Origin of the sequence: Microbacterium sp. Root1433D1 (assembly GCF_001426835.1) — a bacterium.
In the GTDB taxonomy this organism is placed as follows: domain Bacteria; phylum Actinomycetota; class Actinomycetes; order Actinomycetales; family Microbacteriaceae; genus Microbacterium; species Microbacterium maritypicum.
Window position 1 is genome coordinate 921,881 of the sequence record NZ_LMFN01000002.1, and the last position, 17,342, is coordinate 939,222.

Here is a 17,342-nt window from a genome sequence, read left to right on the forward strand (position 1 = left end):
AGTGCGAGCGGCCGTCACAAAGGCCTCCCCATAGGACCCCTCCCCTAGGCTGGTCCGCAGCGACCCCGCACAGGAAGGTTCATCATGCCCGGCATCCACTCCGACATCACGACCGCGTTCGGCAACACACCGCTCGTCCGCCTGAACCGGGTGACCGAGGGACTGGGTGCGACCGTCCTCGCCAAGCTCGAGTACTACAACCCCGCCTCGAGCGTGAAGGATCGCATCGGGATCGCCATGGTCAACGCCGCCGAGGCATCGGGTGAGCTCACGCCGGGCGGCACAATCGTGGAGTCCACGAGCGGCAACACCGGCATCGCTCTCGCGATGGTCGGCGCCGCGCGCGGCTACCGCGTGATCCTGACGATGCCCGCCTCCATGTCGAAGGAGCGCCGGGTCCTGCTGAAGGCGTTCGGCGCGCAGATCGTGCTCACCGACCCCACCAAGGGCATGAGCGGTGCGATCGAGGAGACCAAGCGCATCGTCGCCGAGACTCCCGGAGCCATCTGGATCCGCCAGTTCGAGAATGCCGCGAACCCCCAGATCCACCGCGAGACCACGGCGCAGGAGATCCTCCGCGACACCGACGGCGCGGTCGACATCCTCGTCGCGGGCGTCGGCACCGGTGGAACCGTCACCGGGACCGGACAGGCGCTCAAGGCGGCGAAGCCCGGCGTCCAGGTGATCGCGGTCGAGCCCAAGGATTCCCCGGTGCTCACCGAGGGACACCCCGGCCCGCACAAGATCCAGGGCATCGGCCCGAACTTCGTCCCCGGTGTGCTCGATCGCGAGGTGCTCGACGAAATCCTCACCGCCGAGTTCGACGAGTCCATCCGCGTCGCCCGTGAGCTCGCGGCCAAGGAGGGTCTCCTCGTGGGCATGTCATCCGGCGCCGCGGTCGCCGCCGCGCTGAAGGTCGCGGCCCGACCGGAGAACACCGGCAAGACGATCGTCGTCATGATCCCCGACACCGGTGAGCGTTACATCTCCACCGCGCTGTTCGAGGATCTGCGCGAAGACTGAGACCGGCGATGGGCATGATCGGGCGGATGCGCGAGGACATCGCGGCCGCACGCCTTCGGGATCCGGCCGCGCGCAGCGCCGTCGAGGTCGCTCTGCTCTACCCCGGGCTGCACGCCGTCTGGGCGCACCGCGTCTCGCATGCGCTCTGGCGGCGCCGCCTGCGTCTGCTCGCACGCGCCGGCTCCCAGGTGTCGCGCTGGCTGACCGGGATCGAGATCCACCCCGGCGCGAACATCGGCCGTCGCTTCTTCATCGACCACGGCATGGGCGTGGTCATCGGCGAGACCGCCGTGGTGGGCGACGACGTGATGCTCTACCACGGCGTCACGCTCGGCGGACGCACACGCGCTTCCGGGAAGAGGCACCCCACGCTCGGAGACGGAGTGGCCGTCGGCGCCGGCGCCAAGATCCTCGGCCCCGTGACGATCGGGGCCGGCTCCGTGGTCGGTGCGAACGCCGTGGTCACTCGTGACGCCCCCGCCGACAGCGTCCTCGTCGGAGTGCCGGCGAAGCCGCGTCATCGCACGGTCGGCGAGGACACCAGGGCTCTGCTCACCGCGCCGGACCACTACGCGATCTGAGTAGACGAGAACGGCGGACGCCCTAGCGGCGTTGGCCCTTGACCGCCGCGACCTTCTTACGCAGGAAGAGGAGCGGGAGCAGCACGCTGCCGAGCGCCGTGATCAGCCAGACGATGACCGCACCGAGCAGCCACCCGGTCAGATCGGTGATCCGCAGCCCGCCGATGGGCAGCAGCACGACGACGACGAGGGAGATCAGCGTCGAGAAGATCCCGATACCGCCCATCAGCACCGGCGCGTAGCGGTTGGCCATCTTGCCGACCCAGGGCGCGAGCACGCTCTGCAGGATCGCGAAGATCAGGATGCAGATGACGAAGCCCCACCACTTGTCCCATTCGATCGTGAAGCCGTCGAGGAGGAGGTCAGCGGCGATCAGGCCGAGACCGGCGGACACCACGTAGAGCAGGCCGCGGAACAGGAAAGTGATCACGGGCCGAGCATAGCGCTGTGCACGCACGATGGTGGGGAGCACGGCGTCCGCGCTCCCCTCCACCGGAGCGTCACTGCGCCACGAAGAACGGGACGGCTCCGGTCAGGATGCCGACGCCGAGCATGACCAGCGAGACGATCGTGGCGCGCCACAGCACCTTGCGGTGGTGGTCACCCAGGTTCACGCTCGCGAGCGACACGAGCAGCAGGATGGCGGGTACCAGCGGACTCTGCAGGTGCACGGGCTGGCCGGTGATCGACGCCCGCGCCATCTCCACGGGATCGATGCCGAAGTTCGCGGCGCTCTGGGCGAGCACCGGGAGGATGCCGAAGTAGAACGCATCGTTCGACATGAAGAACGTGAACGGGATCGAGAGCACACCGGTGATCGGCGCGAGGAACGGACCGAGCACCGGCGGGAGCACGTCGGTGATCCACGTGGCCATCGCATCGACCATCCCGGTGCCGGTGAGCACGCCGACCAGGACTCCTGCGGCGATCACCATGGAGACCACGCCCACGATGCTCGGTGCGTGCGCGACGATCTCCGAGGCCTGTTCCTTGATGCCACGGAAGTTGATGACGAGCGCGAGGCCCGCTCCCACCATGAACACGTACGGCAGCGGCAGGATGTCGAGCACCAGCAGCACCATGACCGCGACGGTGAGAGCGAGGTTGAACCAGATGAGCTTGGGCCGGAGGGTGGGCCGTTCAGGGTCCAGCATCGTGTCGGCCATGGCCGTGTCCGCGGGATCGACGCTCGCGGCGGAGACGGGAGCGTGTCCGCCGGCGACGACCACGAGGTTGCCGGTGCGCAGCGAGGCGCGCGCACCCGGCTTCGGCTCTGCCCCGCGGAAGATCTTCGGCACCGTGGAGAGCGTCCCGCCGTCGGCACCGACCAGCAGCCCCTCGGAATCCAGGCGACCGAGTCGCCGGCGCTCCTGCAGGCCCAGGATCCATGCGAAGCCGAGGGTCACGACGATCCCCGCTCCGAGCGCCGGCAGCATCGGCACGAAGATGTCTGTCGGCTGCAACCCCAGGGCCGTCGCGGCCCGCACGGTGGGTCCGCCCCACGGCACGATGTTCAGCGTGCCGTTCATGAGGCCGGCCACGCAGGTCAGCACGACGGGACTCATCCCCAGACGCAGGTAGATGGGCAGCATCGCCGAAGTCGTGATGATGAAGGTCGTCGAACCGTCGCCGTCGAGCGACACCGCTCCGGCGAGGATCGCGGTGCCGAGCACCACCTTGGCCGGGTCGTCACCGAGCAGGCGCGTGATCAGCCGGATGAGCGGGTCGAACAACCCCACGTCGATCATGATGCCGAAGAACATGATCGCGAACATCAGCAGGGCCGCGGTCGGTGCCATCGCGCCGATCGAGTCGAGGATCATGTCGCCGAGGCCGAGGCCTGCTCCCGCGAAGAGGCCGAAGACGGTCGGAACGAGGATCAGCGCGACCATCGGAGTGAGGCGCTTGGTCATGATGAGCGTCATGAACGCGAGCACCATCGTGAATCCGAGGAGCACCAGCACCCACTCGGGTGGCACGAAGGCCACGTCGTAGGTTGGCGCCTCTTCGGCGGCCGCGAACAGGCCGGTGAGTGCCTCGGGCATTGCGTTGACTCCTTCGTCGTGGCTCCGTCGTCCGTGACGGATCCCGATGAGACTAGGGAATCCGCGCGCTCAGGGAGCGGTATCCCGCATTCCCTTGCGTTGTGCGCGTAGCGTGGGTTCTGCGCATATTGCGCGCAGAGCTACGGGAGAAGCGCGGTGCCGAGGACAACGTCGACCAGACCACGGTTCGCCACGCGCGCCCTGCTGCTCCAGCTCGCCACGGTGACCCTCGTCGTCGCCCTGTGCACCGGCGTGTATCTGCTCCTCACCCTGCAGCAGCTTCGCGCGGAGGCCGAATCGACCGCTCTGGGCATCGCCCGCACGCTGGCGGAGGACCCGCAGGTTCGCGCCGAGGTCGCCCGCATCTCGCTCGCCGAAGGAGCGCCCGACGCAGAAGAACTCCGCGACGGCGAACTGCAGCGCCTCGCGTCCGAGGTCACCGCCCGCACCGGAGCCCTGTTCGTCGTGATCACGGACGACAACGGCATCCGTCTCGCTCATCCCACCCCCTCCCGCATCGGCGAAGAGGTCAGCACGCCGTACGAGGCCGTGCTCGCCGGCGCCGAGGTGGTCGACTGGCAGACCGGGACGCTCGGGGAATCCGCGCGCGCGAAGGTGCCGGTCCGTGACGCCGCCGGCTCCCCCGTAGGCGAGGTCAGCGTCGGGTTCGAGCGCGCAGGCGTCTTCGACGACCTGCCACCGCTTCTGGCGGTCATCGCGGGCACCGCCGCCGGGGCGCTCGCGCTGGCGGTCCTCGCATTCCACCTGCTCCGGCGGCGCTGGGAGCGGCTGACCCTCGGTGTCCAACCGGAGGAGCTCATCGCGCTCGTGCAGAATCAGACCGCCGTGCTCGACGGCGTGGACGACGGGGTGCTCGCGGTCGACACACGAGGTGTGGTGCGCGTGAGCAACGCCGCCGCCGATCGCCTGCTCGGCCTGGAAGAACCTGTCGGGCGGTCCATCGACGATCTCGGGCTCGCCCCGGCTGTCCTCGATGCAGCGACCGGCGCCCGCACTCGCTCGAGTGCCATCGTCGGAGACCGGATGCTCTACCTCGACTCGCGCCCTGTGGTGCGCGACGGCCACGCGCTCGGAGACGTGCTGATCGTGCGCGATCGCACGGATCTGGTCGCCCTGACCGAGCGCCTGGAGACCGTCAGGACGATGACGGCGGCGCTGCGCGTGCAGCGGCACGAGTTCGCCAACCGCATGCACGTGGCCGCCGGGCTCATCGACGCCGACCGGGTGCCGCAGGCCCGGGCGTTCCTGGGCGAGCTCGTGGACCGCGGCCCCGTGTCGTTTCCCGTCGTGGGACTCGACCTCGTGGGCGACCCCTTCCTGCACTCGTTCCTCGGAGCCAAAGGTGTGGAGGCCGGAGAGCGCGGCGTCGCCCTCCGGATAGCGGAGGACACCCAGCTGATCGGCACTGTGCAGGAGGCGGAGGACGTCGCGGCCGTGCTCGGCAACCTGATCGACAACGCGGTGACCGCCGCCGTCTCGGGCGAGAGGGCCCCGCGCTGGGTCGAGGTGGCGCTGCTGGATGACGGCGATGCCCTCGTGTTCACCGTCTCCGACTCCGGGCCCGGCCTCGGAGGCATCGAGCCGTCGCCTGCCCAGCCGAGGGAGGGGACCACGGACGACGACGTGCACGGGCATGGGATCGGCCTCCCCCTCTCCACCGAGATCGCCCGTCGCAGCGGCGGGGACCTCTGGGTCATCGATCAGGGCGGTGCCGACAGCGGTGCGGTGTTCGCCGCGCGCATCGGCGGAGCCGTGACACGGACCTCACCCGACGAGAAGGAGAACACATGACCGAGCCTGTACGCGTGCTCATCCTCGACGATGATTTCCGGGTGGCCCAGCTGCACCAGGGCATCGTGGACGATCATCCCGGCTTCGCCGTGACGGGAACGGTGCGCTCTCTCGCCGAGGCCCGCGACAGCGTGCGCGCGTCTCGCCCCGATCTCCTGATCGCCGACGTCTTCCTTCCCGACGGGGACGGCATCGCGCTCGTGCGGGAATCCGGGATCGACGCGATCCTCATCTCCGCGGCCGACGACGCCGCCACGGTGCGCAGAGCACTGCGCTCCGGGGCGGTGGGCTATCTCGTGAAGCCGTTCGAAAGACGAGCACTGTCGAGCCTTCTCGATCGCTACATCCGCTACCGCAATCTCCTCAGCGGTGACCGCGCACTGCGCCAGGAGGACGTGGACCGCGCTCTGGCGATCCTGCACGGTGCGGGTGAGCCCGTGTCGATCTCGCGCTCGGCGACGGAGCAGCTCGTGCTTGCCGCGCTCGGCGACGGTGAGGCCTCGGCCGCGGAGGTCGGCGAACGCGTCGGGATCTCCCGCGCGACCGCGCAGCGGCACTTGGCGGCGCTGGCCGCCAGGACCGTCGTGGAGGTGCGCCTCAACTACGGCTCGACCGGACGCCCCGAGCATCGGTACGCCGCCCGCACCTGAGCGGACGACGTGTGAGAGCGTTCGTCAGGAGTCGGAGCCGACCGCGGCGAGCCGTGCTTCCTCGTCGGCGGTGATGGCGCTCTCGATCAGTGGATCGAGAGCTCCATCCATGACCTGATCGAGGTTGTAGGCCTTGAACCCGGTGCGGTGATCCGCGATCCGGTTCTCAGGGAAGTTGTACGTGCGGATGCGCTCCGAGCGGTCCATGCCCCGGATCTGCGATCGGCGGGCGTCGGATGCCGCAGCGTCGAGTTCCTCCTGCTGACGCGCGAGCAGTCGGGCACGCAGCACGCGCATGCCCGCCTCGCGGTTCTGCAGCTGAGACTTCTCGTTCTGCATCGAGACGACGATGCCCGTCGGCACGTGCGTGATGCGCACCGCGGAGTCCGTCGTGTTCACGGACTGCCCACCGGGACCGGAGGAGCGGAACACGTCGATCTTGAGATCGTTCTGGTCGATGTGGATCTCCTCCGGCTCATCGACCTCGGGAAAGACGAGCACGCCGGTGGTCGACGTGTGGATGCGCCCCTGCGACTCGGTCGCCGGCACACGCTGCACGCGATGCACGCCGCCCTCGTACTTCAGGTGCGCCCAGACGCCCTGAGCGGGATCGGACGACGAGCCCTTGATCGCGACCTGGACATCCTTGTAGCCGCCGAGGTCGGACTCGTTGCGTTCGAGCAGCTCCGTCTTCCAGCCCTTGGAGGCCGCGTACTGGATGTACATGCGCAGGAGATCCGCGGCGAACAGCGCGGACTCCGCGCCGCCCTCCCCCGCCTTGATCTCCATGATCACGTCGCGGGCGTCGTCCGGGTCACGCGGGATCAGCAGACGCCGCAGACGCTCCTGCGAGGCCTGCAGCTCCTCCTCCATCGCCGGGATCTCCGCGGCGATCGACTCGTCCTCGCGAGCGAACTCACGAGCGGTCTCCAGATCGTCGGTCGCAGCGACCCACGCTTCGTAGGCGGCGACGATGCGCGACAGCTCGGCGTAGCGGCGGTTGACGCGCTTCGCTCGGGCGGCGTCGGCGTGCACCGCCGGGTCGGAGAGTTCCTCCTGCACCCGGCGATGCTCGTCGATCAGAGTCTGGACGGACTCGAACACGGCTCAGCCGCTCAGCGGATGTTGTTGTCGTGCCCGTGCGCGCCCGAGGGGAGCGTCGGGATCGACTTCTGCATCTGCACGAGGAACTCGACGTTGGAGTTGGTCTCCTTGAGCTTGCCGAGCACGACCTCGAGGGCCTGCTGCTGGTCGAGGCCGGCGAGGGCGCGACGCAGCTTCCACGTGATCTTGACCTCGTCGGCCGAGAGCAGCATCTCTTCGCGGCGGGTGCTCGACGCGTTGACGTCGACGGCCGGGAAGATGCGCTTGTCGGCGAGCGAGCGCGACAGGCGCAGCTCGCTGTTGCCGGTGCCCTTGAACTCCTCGAAGATGACCTCGTCCATCTTGGAACCGGTCTCGACGAGCGCGGTCGCGAGGATGGTGAGCGATCCACCGTTCTCGATGTTGCGCGCGGCACCGAAGAAGCGCTTGGGCGGGTACAGCGCCGAGGCGTCGACGCCACCGGTCAGCACACGACCCGAGGCCGGGGCGGCGAGGTTGTACGCGCGGCCGAGGCGGGTGATCGAGTCGAGCAGCACGACGACGTCGCGGCCCAGCTCGACCAGGCGCTTGGCGCGCTCGATCGCGAGCTCGGCGACCGTGGTGTGGTCCTCAGCGGGGCGATCGAAGGTCGAGGCGATGACCTCTCCCTTCACCGTGCGCTCCATGTCGGTGACCTCTTCGGGGCGCTCGTCGACGAGCACGACCATGAGGTGGACCTCGGGGTTGTTCTGCGCGATCGCGTTCGCGATCTGCTGCAGCACGATGGTCTTGCCCGCCTTGGGCGGCGCGACGATGAGGCCGCGCTGGCCCTTGCCGATCGGGGCTACCAGGTCGATGATGCGCTGGGTCAGCTTCTCGGGGGCCGTCTCCAGACGCAGACGCTCCTGCGGGTAGAGCGGCGTGAGCTTGCCGAACTCCACGCGGGTGGCGGCGTCGTCGACCGAGAGGCCGTTGATCGAGTCGACCTTGACCAGCGCGTTGTACTTCTGGCGACCCTGCTGCTCGCCCTCGCGGGGCTGCTTGATCGAGCCGACGACGGCGTCGCCCTTGCGCAGGTTGTACTTCTTCACCTGTCCGAGGGACACGTACACGTCGCTGGGGCCGGCGAGGTAGCCGGTCGTGCGGACGAAAGCGTAGTTGTCGAGCACATCGAGGATGCCGGCGATCGGGATCAGGACGTCGTCCTCGCCGATCTCGGTGTCGAACTCGTCGGTCGGGGTACCGCTGCGGCGCTTGTTGCGCTGACGGTTGCGGTTGTTGCCGCCGGCCTGGTCATCGTCAGCCGCCGGCTGCGCCTGCTGCTGCTGCTGTTCCTGCGCGGCGCCGTTCTGCCCGCGTCCGCGATTGCGGCTACGGCTGCGGTTGCGGCCGCGACCGCCCTGCTCCTCGCCACCATCGGAGGAGTCGGAGTCGTTGTTCTGCGAGGTCTCCACGGGAGCGGCTTCGGAGGCGGACTCCGCTGCCTGCTCCGCGGCGGGTGCCTCGGCATCGGCGGCCGGCTTCTGCGCACCGCGGCGTCCACGCCCGGTCGTCTTGGGGGCGGGCTCGGCAGGAGCCTCGGCGGGTGCCGCCTCGGGGGCGGGTGCTTCCGCAGCAGCGGCGTCGGCGGCCGGAGCCTCGGCATCGGCCTTCTTGGCACGGCTGCGACGCGGCGCCTTCGCCTTGGGCGCGGCCTCGGTGGGCTCCGCACCTGCGGATGCCGTCTCGGGGGCGGCGGCTTCGGGCGCAGCATCCGACTTCGCGGCCTTCTCGGCCTTCGCCGCTTCGGCCTTCTCGGCCTTGGCTGCCGCCGTGGCGGTGCTGGCGCGACGCGGTGCGCGCTTACGCGCCGGTGCGGACTCGGTGGCCGACTCCGCGGATGCCGCGGGTGCTTCGGCGGTAGGCGCCGACTGGTCGTTCTGGGTCTCGGAGAGGTTCTCCACGAGTACTCCCTTATATGTCATGGGGAATGAGCGTTGAACGCACACAACGGGTGCTGCGCGCGATCGCACGGGCTGACGCTCGGCGCCAGCCAGCCTCGGCACTTGTGCCACAGGGATTTGCGTGCGGGTCTTGCAAGATTTGCAATGGGGCCAGATTCACGCAGTTACGTGGAGCCCTCCGCTCGAGTCCCCACTGTACCACCACGGACGTCGACTGCGAGCAGGAGCGCCTCCCACGGGGTGTCGGTGACTCGATCGGCCAGCTCGACCGCGTCCTGGCGGCTGCCCGGCCCGTCTGCGAGCACGAGCACGCTGGGCCCCGCTCCCGAGACGACGGCGGCGAAACCCGCTGCGCGCAGCGCCTGCACCAGACGCTGCGTCTCGGGCATGGCTCCTGCCCGGTAGTCCTGATGGAGCCGGTCGGCGGTGGCGTCAAGGAGCAGCTCGGGGCTCTGCATGAGCGCGGCGATCAGCAGCGCGGAGCGCGAGACGTTGAACACGGCATCCGCGGTGGAGACCTGCGGCGGCTGCAGCGACCGCGCCTGCGATGTCGACATCGTGTACGCGGGAACGAGCACGAGGGGCGAGACGCCACGGTGGACGAGCAGCTTCTTGTGCTGCGGTCCGCGCTCCGACATCCACGCGATCGTGAGACCGCCGAAGAGAGCCGGCGCGACGTTGTCGGGGTGGCCTTCGAGCTCGGTCGCGAGGCGGAGGAGGTCGGTGTCGCCGATCTCGACATCGCCCTCGAGCAGCCCCTTCGCGGCGAGGACTCCTGCGGCGACGGCGGCGCCGGAGGAGCCGAGCCCCCGCCCGTGCGGCACGGCGTTCTCGGCGACGATGCGCAGCCCGGGGACCGGACGCCCGGCGTCGGCGAAGACGTACGCGATGGTGCGCACGATCAGGTTCGACTCGTCACGCGGGATCTCGCTCGCGCCGGAGCCCGTCACCTCGATCTCGAGCCGGCCCGCGGGCAGCGCCGTCACGAGAAGGGTGTCGTAGACGCTGAGAGCAAGGCCCAGCGTGTCGAAACCGGGGCCGAGGTTCGCGCTGGTCGCGGGAACCCGCACCTCGACCGTGCGGCCTTCGACCGCACCGTCCGACGCGGTCGCGGAGGCTGCCGCCATCGTCACTCGCCTTCCACCCGGAGCACCGAGACCACACGGGCGACGACCTCGCTGTCGGCGAGAGCATCGACCGTGGCGCTGAGCGCCTGCTCGGTGGCGCGGTGGGTGCCGATGATGAGGCGTGCCGTCGGCTCGTCCTCTCCCTCGACGGTCTGCACGACCGTCGCGACCGAGACGCCGCCGTCGCTGAGGATGCCGGCGACCGTGGCGAGCACACCGGGCGCGTCCGCGACCTCGAGAGTGATCTGGTAGCGGGTCGTGACGTGGCCGATCGGCACGACGGGGAGGTTCGCGCGGGTCGACTCCCCCACCCCGACACCGCCGGCGATGTGACGGCGGGCGGCGGAGACGACGTCGCCGAGCACGGCGGATGCGGTCTGCACACCACCGGCCCCAGCTCCGTAGAACATGAGGGATCCGGCGGCCTCGGCCTCGACGAACACCGCATTGTTCGCGCCGTGCACGGAGGCGAGCGGGTGCGACGCGGGCACGAGGGCCGGGTATACCCGCACCGAGATCGACTCGGCACCGTTCGCCTCGATCCGCTCGCACACGGCGAGCAGCTTGATCACGAAACCGGCGGCGCGTGCCTCTTCGATCATGGATGCCGTGATCGAGGTGATGCCCTCGCGGTAGACGGCTTCCAGCGGGACAGCGGTGTGGAACGCGAGGCTCGCGAGGATCGCCGCCTTCTGCGCGGCGTCGTAGCCCTCGACATCCGCCGTCGGATCGGCTTCGGCGTAACCCAGACGCTGCGCGTCCGCGAGCACGTCGGCGAAGTCGGCGCCCTCGGTGTCCATCCGGTCGAGGATGTAGTTGGTGGTGCCGTTCACGATGCCCATGATGCGCACCACGCGGTCACCGGCGAGCGAGTCGCGCAGCGGACGGATGATCGGGATCGCGCCGGCGGCTGCAGCCTCGTAGTACACGGAGGCACCGACGCGGTCGGCGGCCTCGAACAGCTCGGGGCCGTGCGTTGCCAACAGCGCCTTGTTGGCGGTGACGACATCGGCGCCGGAGCCGATCGCCTGCAGGATGCTCGTGCGCGCCGGCTCGATGCCGCCGATGAGCTCGATCACGATATCGGCGCCCAGGATCAGCGACTCGGCGTCGGTGGTGAAGAGCTCCTTGGGCAGGTCCACGTCACGCGGAGCGTCGACGTCGCGCACGGCGATGCCGGCGAGCTCCAGCTCAGCACCGGCACGGTCGGCGAGCTCATCGCCGTGGCGCAGCAGGAGCGCCGCGACCTGAGAGCCGACGGCTCCGGCACCCAGCAGCGCCACACGAAGTCGTCGGTAGTCAGTCATGGTTACTCCTTCGGAGGTGGGTCATTGGTCTCCCTCGGGGGCGATCGCCCCGTCGATGCCCGCGTCGCGGGCCAGCACGTCATCGATGGTCTCGCCACGGACGATGACCGCCGAGCGCCCGCCGCGTACGGCGACGACAGGAGGACGCGGGACATGGTTGTAGTTGCTCGCGAGCGAGACGCAGTACGCACCGGTGGCCGGCACAGCGAGCAGATCGCCCGGCACGAGGTCTTCGGGCAGGTACTCGTGATCGACGACGATGTCACCGGACTCGCAGTGCTTGCCCACCACGCGGCTGAGGCAGGGCTCGCCCTCTCCGACGCGCGAGGCGAGGCGAGCCGAGTACTGCGCGCCGTAGAGGGCCGGACGCGCGTTGTCGCTCATTCCGCCGTCGACGCTGATGTAACGGCGCACGGCTCCGGAATCGATCGTCACGTCCTTCGTGGTGCCGACCTCGTAGATCGTCACACCGGCCGTGCCGACGATGGCGCGCCCCGGTTCGAACGACAATGCCGGGACGGGGATGCCCCTGGCCGCGCAGTCCTCGGCCACCGCGGTGACGATGGCGGCCGCCAGTCCCTCGATCGGAGTCGGGTCGTCGACCCGCGTGTAGGCGATACCGAACCCGCCGCCGAGGTTGAGCTGCGGCACCGGTCCGTCCGCGAGCAGGGACGCGTGCAGGTCGAGCACGCGGGACGCCGATTCGCGGAAACCTGCGACGCCGAAGATCTGCGAGCCGATGTGGCAGTGCAGGCCCGCGAACACCAGGCCGGGGATCTCGCGGATGCGTGCCACCGCCCGCTCGGCGTCCGGGAAGGGGAAGCCGAACTTCTGGTCCTCGTGCGCCGTGGCGAGGAAGTCGTGGGTCTCGGCGTGGACGCCGCTGATCACGCGCACCAGCACACGCTGCGTCGCTCCGGTGCGGGCGACGATGGCCGCGAGCCGCTCGATCTCGATGGCGCTGTCGACGATGATCGTGCCCACGCCCACCTCGACCGCCCGCTCGAGCTCGGCCACCGACTTGTTGTTGCCGTGGAAACCGAGAGAGGCCGGTGCGACTCCGGCGGCGAGGGCGACGGCGAGCTCTCCCCCGGTGCACACGTCGACGCGCAGTCCCTCGTCGACTACCCAGCGCGCGACCGTGGTGCAGAGGAAGGCCTTGCCCGCGTAGTACACCTGCGCCGTGGTGCCGTTCTCGGCAGCCGCCTGGTCGAAGGCGAGCCGGAACCGCCGCGCACGGCCGCGCACCTCGTCCTCGTCGAGCACGAGCAGCGGGGTGCCGTAGGTGCGGGCGAGCGTGGTGGCGCTGACGCCCGCGATATCGATCGCACCATCGGCGTCGCGCGTCGCGGAGGCCGGCCAGACGCCGTCGGCGAGATCGTTCGCGTCTTCAGGGACGGCAAGCCATTCCGGAGCGAGCGAATCGGCAGGGAGAAGCACTGATCACCAATCGTGGGAAGGATCTCGGGCAGGGCGCGCACATCGAGGTTGACCCGATTCTAGGGCACCGGCCCCGCCACCTTCGTCACGGCGACGCGCGGCGTCAAGCCCCTGCATCCTGTCATCGTCGCCTCTTAGGGTGGGGTCGTGACGAACAGCGAAACACGAACAGACTCCCCGGCGCGTCCGGGTCTCATCGCGCGCATCACCGGGCCGCTGATCGCCTGGGCGCTCGCACGTCGCCCGGTGCGCGCTGCGCTGCTGTACATCGAACGCCGCGGCCCCATGCTCGCCGACAGCGTCACGTACCGCGCGCTCTTCAGCGTGTTCGCCGGCGTGCTGCTGGGCTTCTCGATCGCTGCACTCTGGCTCGCCGGGAACCCGGTCGCGTGGCAGGCGATCATCGACGCGGTGCAGTCGGCGGTGCCGGGGCTGATCGGCGAGGACGGTGTGATCAAGACCGAGGACCTGCGCGCACCGGCCTCGCTGTCGATCGCCGGCATCATCTCGCTCGTCGCGCTCGTGGGCGCGGCGCTCGGAGCCATCGGCTCCCTGCGCGCAGCCGTGCGCGTGCTGGCGGGGACCCTGCAGGACGACATCCTCTGGATCTGGGTGATCTTGCGCAACCTCGCGCTCGCGATCGGAATCGGTCTCGCCTTCGTCGCCTCGGCTTTCCTCACCTTCGCCGGCCAGCTCGGCATCGTGTGGATCACCGGCCTGCTCGGACTCCCCGAGGACTCTCCGGTGGCCACGTGGACGGTGCGCCTGGTGTCGCTCCTCGTCGTGTTCGCGCTCGACGCGGTGATCATCATCGGCGTGTTCCTCCTGCTCTCCGGTGTCCGCCCGTCAGCACGGTCGCTCTGGTCCGGCGCGCTGCTGGGTGCGCTGGGTCTGCTGGCCTTGCAGGAGCTGTCGAGCCTCTTCGTGGGCGGCGCCACCAGCAACCCGCTCCTGGCCTCCTTCGCCTCGCTGCTCGCGCTGCTGATCTGGCTGAACTTCTCCGCTCAGGTGATGCTGTTCGCCTGCGCCTACATCGTGACCGCCGAGGAGGAGAGCACCGACCGGGTGCACGCGAGATACGCGGCGACCACGTTCCCCGAGCGACGTCTGCAGCGCGCGGAGGTCGAGGTGCGGATCGCGACGGCCGAGCTCCGCGCGGCGCAGAAGGCGGCGGCCGCCGACGCGGGTTCCTGATCCGCGCTCCTGGTTGTGACCAGATCGTCTAGATTGGTCACAACGAGAGGGCATCATGGATCCCCGACGCACGAGCATCACCCTCCCCCATTCCACGGTCTCGACCCTGGAATGGCGACCCGAGTGCGAGTCCGCAGTGCCGGTGCTGCTCCTGCACGGAGGCGGCGCCGACAGTGCCGAGCTCTCCTGGGGCGCGGTCGGAGCAGCCCTCGCCGCAGCCGGACACCGTGTCTTCGCGCCCGACCATCCCGGTTTCGGACGCAGCGCCCGCGCGGAGTGGCCGCTCACGCAGGAGCGACTCGTGCGGCATGTGGGGGAACTCGTCGACGGGCTCGGTCTGCACGACTACGCGATCGCGGGCCTCTCCCTCGGCGGCGGGATGACGCTCGGGCATCTCCTGGATCAGCCCGGGCGCGCGCGATCCGCCGTGCTGCTCGGATGCTATGGGCTGATGCCGCGGCTGGCCGATGGCCTCGTCGGCCGGATCACCCATTTCGGCACCTTCGTGCTGTTGCGCACCGGGCTGCTCGCCGCGATGACCCGCTCCTACGCGCGCAACCGCTCCGCGATGGAACGCGGCCTCGGCGACCTGGTGCGCACTCCGCAGGCACGGACTCCTGAACTCGTCGAGGCCGTGCTCACCGAGGCCGCCGTCGGCACCGGTCTGGAGACCTTCGCACAGTGGCAGCACGAGCAGGTGCTCTGGAATCGACTGCGCACGCTCTACACCCCGCACCTGCCATCGATCACGACGCCCACGCTCCTCGTGCACGGTGATCGCGACTCGGGAGTCCCGCTCGCGCGCATCCGCACCGCCGCCGAGCTGCTGCCCGCGGTGTCGCTGGTGACCGTTCCCGGTGCCGGCCACTGGGTGCAGCGCGATCGTCCGGACGTCGTCATCCCCGCGATGCTCGACCACCTGGAGAGGACCACCGATGCCCCGCCCCCGCGTCCCTGACCGTCGCGACCGCATCCTCGATGCCGCGGAGGAACTCGTGCTCGCCCACGGGTTCGACGCCATGAGCGTGGCGTCGATCGCCGACCGTGCAGGGATCGGCAAAGGCGCGGTCTATCTGGAGTTCGCCGGCAAGCGCGAGATCCTGGATGCGCTCCTGCAGCGCGGGACGACGCGTATGAACGACCGTGTGAGCCGTGAGCTGGGTGACCGACCGCGACTGAGTGCGGCGTATCGCGCGAGCGCCCGCGCTCTGAGCGACGACGCGCTGATGACGGCGGCTTTCCTCGACGATCACGGCATCCTCGGGGAACACGTGGTGGAGGTCACCGACGGCCGGTATCGCGATCGGCAGCGACGCGTGATCGAGTGGCTCCGCGCGCTGCAGGACCGGGGGGAGATCGTGGCGGACGTGGACGTCGAGGCGCTCGCCCTGGCGCTGTCGAGCGCCTCGATCGGGCTGCTCTCCGCGGCGCGACTGCTCGGCCCGTTCGAGCCCGCCCACCTCGAACGGGCCATCGACACGATCGGCCGCATGGCCGAGACCTTCGAGAGGAACTGACCATGCACGTCGAGACCTTCGGCGCCCGCGACGGGCATCCGCTGCTGCTCCTGCACGGCGGAGGCGTCGCCGGATGGATGTGGGAGCCGTTGCGCACCCATCTCGGCGAGGGCGTACGCGTCATCGTCCCCGACCTGCCCGGTCACGGACGCAGCGCAGACGAGACCTATGTCTCTCACACGGCGACGACCACGGGACTCGCCCGTGTGTTGGAGCAGGAGGGCCGAACGGCGACCATCGTCGGGTTCTCGCTCGGGGCGCAGCTGACCGTCCAGCTCGCCGCACTGCACCCCGACCGCGTGAGGAATGCCGTCGTCATCAGCGCGCAGGCCGTGCCGATGCGGGCGACCCGCCCCACCCTCGCGCTCCTGTCCGCGACGGCGGGACTGGCGAAACGGGAGTGGTTCGCGAGGATGCAGGCACGGCAGCTGTTCGTCCCGGATGAGCTGCTGGACGACTACCTGCAGGCATCGAGCACGATCTCCCGAGAGACACTGCTGCGCTCCGTCGAGGAGAACCTCCGCTTCGCACCTCCGGACACCTGGCGGTCCTACCCCGGCGCCGCGTCCATCCTCGTCGGCGCGAAGGAGAGGTCGCTCATGAAGCGGTCGGCCGCACTCCTGCATGCGTCGCTCCCCCACAGCGACCTGGAAGTCGTCGAGGGGTGCGGACACGGTATCCCGCTGCAGCGGCCCGCCTGGCTCGCACGCCACATCGCCGCGACGTTCGGCGACCGTCCCGACGTCGCTGAGCCTCCGGGGCACTGAGGGTCAGCTGGGGCAGACGCCCTTGTCCTGGAGCGTCGTGTCGGTGACGATCGCTCCGTTCACGTCGACGTCGATCACGGCCGCGCCATCGATGATCTCGAGCCCCGTGAGGGTGAGCCCGGCCGGCAGCTGATCGGCGATGCACACCCGCTGGGGCTGGGTCAGGCCTTCGCCGAGGGAGCCGAGAGTGGAGGCGACCCGGTCGAGATCGATGTCGAGTCCGCCGATGCTCGCCCCGACGGGTGTGAGCTCGAGGTCACCGTCGACCGTGCCGGGCGTGAGGGTCAGCGAGAGCGGCACCGCCGCTCCGAGCACGCTGATCGACCCGCTCACCGTGGCGTTCGGGGCCGCGAACTCCACCGATTCCACGGGCAGATCGGTGCCAGCGAGCAGTGCGGTGAACTGCTCCTGATCGATGCGGATCGTCCCGGTGGCACCACCGAGATCTCCCCCGCGCAGCGGGACGCCCGTCGCGGTCACATCGGCAGCTCCGGTGATGCCCTCCAGCGTCACGGAATCCGTGGACAGACGCAGAGTGTCGAGTGTGCCGCCGATCAACTGCGGCAGCAGCAGACCCTCCGTCTGCACATCGAGTTGCTGGTCGGAGGGCAGATCGAGCTGTTCCACGACGATCGACCGCACGACTCCTGGCAGCACGGCTCGTGCGATGAACTCCGCGGCGACCACGAGAGCGGCGAGGACCACGACCACGACGAGCAGCACCCAGGGCCACCGCGGCCGTGTCCGCGGTGCGGCGTCCGCAGCGTCAGGCGCGGAACCCGGGATCACGAGCGTCGGATGCTCCGCCGCGGCATCCGGATACGGCAGGGTCTGGTTGTCGTCGCTCATGACT

General features: G+C 69.8%; 16 protein-coding genes. 8 read left to right on the forward strand and 8 right to left on the reverse strand.

Annotated features, from left to right (window positions below; all coding sequences use genetic code 11):
* Positions 1–84 precede the first annotated feature (84 nt).
* Entirely contained in the window at positions 85–1,023 is a 939-nt protein-coding gene (cysK, locus tag ASD13_RS10335; RefSeq protein ID WP_055869004.1) for a cysteine synthase A, read from the forward strand.
* 8 nt (positions 1,024–1,031) lie between these two features.
* Complete coding sequence (gene epsC, locus ASD13_RS10340) at positions 1,032–1,604, forward strand: serine O-acetyltransferase EpsC (protein ID WP_055869005.1); 573 nt, start codon at positions 1,032–1,034, stop codon at positions 1,602–1,604.
* Positions 1,605–1,626: 22 nt separating this feature from the next.
* Here the strand turns inward: epsC and ASD13_RS10345 are convergent, their stop codons facing one another.
* Positions 1,627–2,034 carry a phage holin family protein gene (locus ASD13_RS10345; protein ID WP_031206276.1) on the reverse strand — a complete coding sequence of 136 codons (408 nt, stop codon included), beginning with the start codon at positions 2,032–2,034 and terminating at the stop codon, positions 1,627–1,629.
* A gap of 70 nt (positions 2,035–2,104) precedes the next feature.
* The gene (locus ASD13_RS10350; RefSeq protein WP_055869006.1) at positions 2,105–3,649 is read right to left on the reverse strand and encodes a CitMHS family transporter; all 1,545 of its coding nucleotides are present in this window, start codon (positions 3,647–3,649) and stop codon (positions 2,105–2,107) included.
* 156 nt (positions 3,650–3,805) lie between these two features.
* Here ASD13_RS10350 and ASD13_RS10355 point away from each other — a divergent pair, with 156 nt between their 5' ends.
* Together ASD13_RS10355 and ASD13_RS10360 are read left to right on the forward strand one after the other, a co-directional pair.
* Positions 3,806–5,461, forward strand: a complete 1,656-nt coding sequence (locus ASD13_RS10355) for a sensor histidine kinase (RefSeq protein WP_157535614.1) — start codon at positions 3,806–3,808, stop codon at positions 5,459–5,461.
* Positions 5,458–6,111, forward strand: a complete 654-nt coding sequence (locus ASD13_RS10360; protein WP_055869007.1) for a response regulator — start codon at positions 5,458–5,460, stop codon at positions 6,109–6,111. The genes ASD13_RS10355 and ASD13_RS10360 overlap by 4 nt, the downstream gene beginning before the upstream one ends.
* A 24-nt stretch (positions 6,112–6,135) precedes the next feature.
* Here the strand turns inward: ASD13_RS10360 and prfA are convergent, their stop codons facing one another.
* The 5 genes from prfA to lysA form a co-directional block, all read right to left on the reverse strand.
* Positions 6,136–7,215 (reverse strand): peptide chain release factor 1, encoded by a 1,080-nt coding sequence (prfA, locus tag ASD13_RS10365; protein WP_017831008.1) that lies wholly within the window; start codon positions 7,213–7,215, stop codon positions 6,136–6,138.
* Between the two features lie 11 nt (positions 7,216–7,226).
* Complete coding sequence (rho, locus tag ASD13_RS10370) at positions 7,227–9,137, reverse strand: transcription termination factor Rho (protein WP_055869008.1); 1,911 nt, start codon at positions 9,135–9,137, stop codon at positions 7,227–7,229.
* Between the two features lie 164 nt (positions 9,138–9,301).
* Entirely contained in the window at positions 9,302–10,264 is a 963-nt protein-coding gene (gene thrB / locus ASD13_RS10375) for a homoserine kinase (RefSeq protein ID WP_055869009.1), read from the reverse strand.
* Positions 10,265–10,266: 2 nt separating this feature from the next.
* The gene (locus tag ASD13_RS10380; RefSeq protein ID WP_055869010.1) at positions 10,267–11,571 is read right to left on the reverse strand and encodes a homoserine dehydrogenase; all 1,305 of its coding nucleotides are present in this window, start codon (positions 11,569–11,571) and stop codon (positions 10,267–10,269) included.
* Positions 11,572–11,592: 21 nt separating this feature from the next.
* Entirely contained in the window at positions 11,593–13,011 is a 1,419-nt protein-coding gene (gene lysA, locus ASD13_RS10385) for a diaminopimelate decarboxylase (RefSeq protein ID WP_055869011.1), read from the reverse strand.
* Between the two features lie 147 nt (positions 13,012–13,158).
* Here lysA and ASD13_RS10390 point away from each other — a divergent pair, with 147 nt between their 5' ends.
* The 4 genes from ASD13_RS10390 to ASD13_RS10405 are packed head-to-tail and all read left to right on the forward strand — an operon-like array spanning position 13,159 to position 16,489.
* Positions 13,159–14,205, forward strand: a complete 1,047-nt coding sequence (locus tag ASD13_RS10390) for a YihY/virulence factor BrkB family protein (protein WP_082531462.1) — start codon at positions 13,159–13,161, stop codon at positions 14,203–14,205.
* A gap of 55 nt (positions 14,206–14,260) precedes the next feature.
* Positions 14,261–15,163 carry an alpha/beta fold hydrolase gene (locus ASD13_RS10395; protein ID WP_055869012.1) on the forward strand — a complete coding sequence of 301 codons (903 nt, stop codon included), beginning with the start codon at positions 14,261–14,263 and terminating at the stop codon, positions 15,161–15,163.
* Complete coding sequence (locus ASD13_RS10400) at positions 15,141–15,722, forward strand: TetR/AcrR family transcriptional regulator (RefSeq protein ID WP_055869013.1); 582 nt, start codon at positions 15,141–15,143, stop codon at positions 15,720–15,722. Before ASD13_RS10395 ends, ASD13_RS10400 begins: the two co-directional genes overlap by 23 nt.
* A gap of 2 nt (positions 15,723–15,724) precedes the next feature.
* On the forward strand, positions 15,725–16,489 hold the full coding sequence (locus tag ASD13_RS10405; RefSeq protein ID WP_055869014.1) for an alpha/beta fold hydrolase: 765 nt from the start codon (positions 15,725–15,727) through the stop codon (positions 16,487–16,489).
* Positions 16,490–16,492: 3 nt separating this feature from the next.
* Here ASD13_RS10405 and ASD13_RS10410 read toward each other — a convergent pair whose 3' ends face one another.
* Positions 16,493–17,338: an LmeA family phospholipid-binding protein gene (locus ASD13_RS10410; protein ID WP_055869015.1), complete on the reverse strand. Its 846-nt coding sequence runs from the start codon at positions 17,336–17,338 to the stop codon at positions 16,493–16,495.
* Between the last annotated feature and the right edge of the window lie 4 nt (positions 17,339–17,342).

Coding starts and splice junctions, on each gene's coding strand:
- ASD13_RS10410 (WP_055869015.1), bottom strand. CDS start 17,338: ATGAGCGACGACAACCAGACCCTGCCGTATCCGGATGCCGCGGCGGAG.
- ASD13_RS10360 (WP_055869007.1), top strand. CDS start 5,458: ATGACCGAGCCTGTACGCGTGCTCATCCTCGACGATGATTTCCGGGTG.
- ASD13_RS10400 (WP_055869013.1), top strand. CDS start 15,141: ATGCCCCGCCCCCGCGTCCCTGACCGTCGCGACCGCATCCTCGATGCC.
- ASD13_RS10395 (WP_055869012.1), top strand. CDS start 14,261: ATGGATCCCCGACGCACGAGCATCACCCTCCCCCATTCCACGGTCTCG.
- ASD13_RS10380 (WP_055869010.1), bottom strand. CDS start 11,571: ATGACTGACTACCGACGACTTCGTGTGGCGCTGCTGGGTGCCGGAGCC.
- epsC (WP_055869005.1), top strand. CDS start 1,032: ATGGGCATGATCGGGCGGATGCGCGAGGACATCGCGGCCGCACGCCTT.
- thrB (WP_055869009.1), bottom strand. CDS start 10,264: ATGGCGGCAGCCTCCGCGACCGCGTCGGACGGTGCGGTCGAAGGCCGC.
- ASD13_RS10405 (WP_055869014.1), top strand. CDS start 15,725: ATGCACGTCGAGACCTTCGGCGCCCGCGACGGGCATCCGCTGCTGCTC.
- ASD13_RS10350 (WP_055869006.1), bottom strand. CDS start 3,649: ATGCCCGAGGCACTCACCGGCCTGTTCGCGGCCGCCGAAGAGGCGCCA.
- cysK (WP_055869004.1), top strand. CDS start 85: ATGCCCGGCATCCACTCCGACATCACGACCGCGTTCGGCAACACACCG.